This window comes from Gilvimarinus sp. 1_MG-2023, assembly GCF_030548285.1.
Genome location: NZ_JAUOSC010001864.1, coordinates 1 through 230, shown reverse-complemented (window position 1 = coordinate 230; position 230 = coordinate 1). Strand labels below are relative to the sequence as shown.

The 230-nt window shown below is 57.4% G+C and carries 1 protein-coding gene; it reads right to left on the bottom strand.

The window, feature by feature from the left end; genetic code table 11:
- Window positions 1-230, bottom strand: a 230-nt coding sequence (locus Q4563_RS23150; RefSeq protein ID WP_303606221.1) for an MBG domain-containing protein, incomplete at both ends; no start/stop codon positions are given.

Here is a 230-nt window from a genome sequence, read left to right as displayed (position 1 = left end):
CCCGGGTGGGAGCTGAGCAAGCTCAAGTTACCGTCCACCAGCGACAGGGTGTAGTTATTGCTGGCCAGAGTCGCCACTGGCGTTAAGGTATAGTCGCCGGGCAGTGGCAGGGTGAGATTGGTAATAACATTGACCGGGTTTACAAAGACATCGGCCTCGGTATCGCCGTTGGCAAGCCCATCAATCGTGCGCGGAAATTGCGCCGGCAGCAGGTCCCAGTAAGTTTCCAG